The 3,405-nt window shown below is 57.9% G+C and carries 5 protein-coding genes; 2 read left to right on the top strand and 3 right to left on the bottom strand.

Going from position 1 to position 3,405, the window contains the following annotated elements:
• The first annotated feature begins 778 nt into the window (after positions 1-778).
• Positions 779-1,081: a hypothetical protein gene (locus EN949_RS33910; protein ID WP_127367678.1), complete on the top strand. Its 303-nt coding sequence runs from the start codon at positions 779-781 to the stop codon at positions 1,079-1,081.
• Between the two features lie 60 nt (positions 1,082-1,141).
• Here the strand turns inward: EN949_RS33910 and EN949_RS33905 are convergent, their stop codons facing one another.
• Both EN949_RS33905 and EN949_RS33900 read right to left on the bottom strand, forming a co-directional pair.
• A complete protein-coding gene (locus EN949_RS33905) occupies positions 1,142-1,645 on the bottom strand; it encodes a hypothetical protein (protein WP_127367679.1) in 504 nt (167 codons plus the stop codon).
• 83 nt (positions 1,646-1,728) lie between these two features.
• The gene (locus EN949_RS33900) at positions 1,729-2,133 is read right to left on the bottom strand and encodes a host attachment protein (protein WP_127369785.1); all 405 of its coding nucleotides are present in this window, start codon (positions 2,131-2,133) and stop codon (positions 1,729-1,731) included.
• A gap of 288 nt (positions 2,134-2,421) precedes the next feature.
• Here EN949_RS33900 and EN949_RS33895 point away from each other — a divergent pair, with 288 nt between their 5' ends.
• Positions 2,422-2,904: a DUF982 domain-containing protein gene (locus EN949_RS33895; RefSeq protein ID WP_245459233.1), complete on the top strand. Its 483-nt coding sequence runs from the start codon at positions 2,422-2,424 to the stop codon at positions 2,902-2,904.
• Positions 2,905-3,134: 230 nt separating this feature from the next.
• Here EN949_RS33895 and EN949_RS36280 read toward each other — a convergent pair.
• On the bottom strand, positions 3,135-3,405 hold a 271-nt coding region (locus tag EN949_RS36280), incomplete at its 5' end, for a hypothetical protein (protein ID WP_206534995.1).

The raw sequence follows: 3,405 nt of genomic DNA, 5'->3' as shown, positions 1-3,405 counted from the left end.
GTCGCAGCGGGCGCTTGGGGAGCCGGGGTGGGCAAAGGCGCCTTGTCTGCGGGCGGCTGGACTTGCTTGCCTGCCGGTTCGTCGGGAGCCTTGTTGGGCGCAGGCTCGGCTGGCGGCGCCGGCACAGGCTCGGCTGTTGGAGCGGGCTGTTTCTTCGTCGACAGTTCAGCCGGTGGCGTGGATTCTGGAACGGGAGTTGACTCAGACGCCGGAGCTGCCTCTTTTGGCTGCTCCTGCGGTTTTGGAGTAGGCTGTGGTTCGGTCGCTGGAGGTGGAGCAGCGTTTTCGGACGGAGCCTGTTGCCTTAGCGCGCAGGCTTCGGCGGACTCGCCCTCCTTACATTTCAACTTGATAAAAATCGGCGTTGCGGATTCGGCGAACCGTCCAGCGCTGAATGCTGCGCTGAGCGGCGCCCCTAACGGCACCGAGGCGATGAGCAACCCGAGTGCGGTGCTGGCCAAAATCTTTGGTCGGCGTGTCATTTGAATCTCCGTGATGTGTCCCCTCGCTATGCAAACTGGCCACTGCCACGTTGGTTCCCCGAAGCCAAAGAAGCAGGGCATCACTGAAGCGGAAGCTCGCGAGCTTGTCAGCTTATTGTGCCGCGCCAAATGGTCGTAGCTCATGCGGGAAGCCCGGCTGTCAATTCGCAAGCCCTGAATCTCAAACTGACCTGTACGGGCGGGCCGCCATTGTTGACTCAGCCTATGCCAAACGCGTAAGTCCCGGTTCGCGCACGACGTCCAGGGCGCAGCTTTTCAACTTTGAAGGTATCAAAATGGACGACAAATATGCCAATGCGCGAGAGCACTTTTTCGCGGCAATTCGCACACTAGCAGCCTCTACCGACGCCATACAAACGCGATTGATCGACGCAAATGTGAACATTCTGCACGTTACCATCGATGAATTCGATGGTGACCGGGAGCTCAAGTTCAAGTTCGCAAAGATACTGGATCTTCTGGCGATCGATCAGGACGATATGGGGGTCGTGGCTGTTGAGACAGCTGCGCACATGACTGACTTTGAAGCCGTCAAAGTCGCGGACCTGATTTGCGATTTTTACTACGAGCTCACGTAATAGTCGGCCCGGCAGCCCCGTCTTCGACTAGCGAGGCGTCGGATATTTGCCGACCAGACGCTAGGAGCGGCTGAGATCAATCCGACTGATCACAATGGTCTTGCCCGTCGCCGGATCCTTATCGATCGTCGTTAGGCGCATCCCATTGTCACCAACTTTTTCCAGCCTCAGCTGGGCCGTACGGTCGCCATTGACTTCCTTTGCCCAATGGATGCCTAGAACCAGTGCGTTGCCTGATCGACCGCCACTGGGGCCAGCCGGACCGGTGCTCGATCCGGTGTATATGCCCGTATAGGTTTTGCCATTCGTCTTCACGTCGGCGCCGATCGCCCGCGAGAAGACCACGTAACCTGTACACTTGCCGTTAAGCGCCAATGAGCTTTCAGTCGCGTCAGATGCAAATTTGCAGTTGATTTTGATGGGTTGGGAATCAGCGTCGACCTTGACCGTGCCCTTGCCAACCCAGCTGCCGGCAAACGATTTCAGAAAGGCGCCGTCAGCGGCCTGAGCAGGCGCTGTAATGCAAAGCACTGCTGCGGCCAACCATCCAATGGATTTTGTCATGATAAAGTCCTTCAATTCGACGCAGGCGCGAATACGATCAGAGCGCGGGCGCGATGCAGATTTGAGTTCTGTCGATTATGCGTCTAGGCGCTGGCAACTGCCTTCTCTATCTCGTGGGCCGAATGGCCGGTGAGATCCTTGGCGATTTCGCCAATCAGAACGTCCGATAATTTCTGATGATAGTGCTTGCGCAGTTCGCCAAGCGTTCGAGGAGCGGCGATGATGATCAGATTGGCGATTTCTCCGCCGAGGACGTGTCGGTTGAGCAGTTCGGCGGTTCCGGCCGCAAAATTGTCCTCCTCGATTTGACTGTTGTCCGGATTGGCGGAGCTGCTCTGATGACGCGCACCGGATCCCTTGTTCTCGTTTGCGACGTCTTCCACGACCGAGGCCGTCAGCTTTGGATTGGCTTCGTCTCCTGAATTGCGGAACAGATTGAGCCTTTCGCCATCGGCCACAGCAACGGTCGCACCTTTAGGAATATCCATGTGTGAATGTTCTCCGAGATTGCGCCAGCCCTAGCTATTCGGTTGGGGCCTGCTGACGTCAGTCTTAACGCCCCAAGCCGCCAATGGATGCTTTGATCTGAGCCTTTCGTCGACGCCCGGCCGACTAAGGGCCGCGCCGACCGCCTACATGCCCCCAAACGGTGGCGCCTCATTGTGAGATCGGCGTCAGGTGCCTGACGTTGGACGGATAGGCCGCGTTACATGTTGCGCTGGAACGAATGTCGTCGCGCCCCGTTCGCTGAGAGATGGTGGGATAGGGGTGACGCGATGCACGACGCTTTTTTCAGGGTTCCAGTAACGATCGAGTTGCCAAATGGAGAACTCCGCAGGTTGTCCAGTGCTTCCGAGGCTGCCATCTTGCTGATGGAGAAGTGGCCGGACGAGCACGGATCAATATACCGAGACGCGTTGCAGGCCTGTACCGGCTCACTGACTTCGGACGACGAGGTGGAAAATGCCCGGCAGGCGTTTTTGGCGGCTGCAGAGGAGGCAGGGCTGACCGTGCAAGGCGTGCATTACAATGAGGACACCCCATCGCCGCGTTCGATAGAACAGCCGAAATCGTCATACATCGCCGATGAGAAGCGACGGGATCGTGGGCATAGGGAGGAGCAAGAAGACTTTCTCATCCGTTTCCTGGCGCGCGAAACCGGGATTACGGAAGCCCAGGCACGCGAGCTGATCGATATGGTCGGTACTGATCGTGGATCATTGCTGCGAGAGGCGAGAATATTGAAGGCGCGGCGCTGAGACGCCGGAATCTGGCAATGTTCCGGAACGAGTGCGCCGCCTAGGCTGATGATGGGGGGACGCCCTAGGTAGGTAGGGTGGCGTTCAGTGCCTGACGATGTCGTCCTGCTGTACTTAGTCGTTTGATGTTGAACGCCGAGGTTCCCTCCGCAGGTCGAAACGCGTTGCGCTCGCAGTCCGTCAGGATGCCTCAACGATGGCCAGAAAGCCGTTCATTGACGGAAATGCCATTATACCGGCAGTGAATTTATCGTCCTTTGTAAAGGGTGCGCCAGCTTTCGCTCGAGCAGGCTTGACCGGACCCGCATCGCCACCTTGGCGCGAGGACCAAGTTTGATTTGGGACCGCGGGCGATCCAGCACATGTCGGGATTGCGGCGCCAAGACTGGGCATAGGATCTGCGATTTTTCCCAGCGCTGATGTTCGGCACCTTCGTTAATGTGACCGGCCGCAAGCAGGCGGAAGAAGCCGCGAGCTTCTGGCCTGCGAAATGAGCCATCG

Origin of the sequence: Mesorhizobium sp. M7A.F.Ca.US.007.01.2.1, from assembly GCF_003998165.1 — a bacterium.
GTDB classification, from domain to species: Bacteria; Pseudomonadota; Alphaproteobacteria; order Rhizobiales; family Rhizobiaceae; genus Mesorhizobium; species Mesorhizobium ciceri.
The sequence above is the reverse complement of the archived record's forward strand: the minus strand, read 5'-3'. Positions and strand labels throughout refer to the sequence as shown.

Bases quoted from the DNA above. Each gene is read 5' to 3' on its own strand.
- EN949_RS33910 (WP_127367678.1), top strand. From the start codon at position 779: ATGGACGACAAATATGCCAATGCGCGAGAGCACTTTTTCGCGGCAATT.
- EN949_RS33905 (WP_127367679.1), bottom strand. From the start codon at position 1,645: ATGACAAAATCCATTGGATGGTTGGCCGCAGCAGTGCTTTGCATTACA.
- EN949_RS33900 (WP_127369785.1), bottom strand. From the start codon at position 2,133: ATGGATATTCCTAAAGGTGCGACCGTTGCTGTGGCCGATGGCGAAAGG.
- EN949_RS33895 (WP_245459233.1), top strand. From the start codon at position 2,422: ATGCACGACGCTTTTTTCAGGGTTCCAGTAACGATCGAGTTGCCAAAT.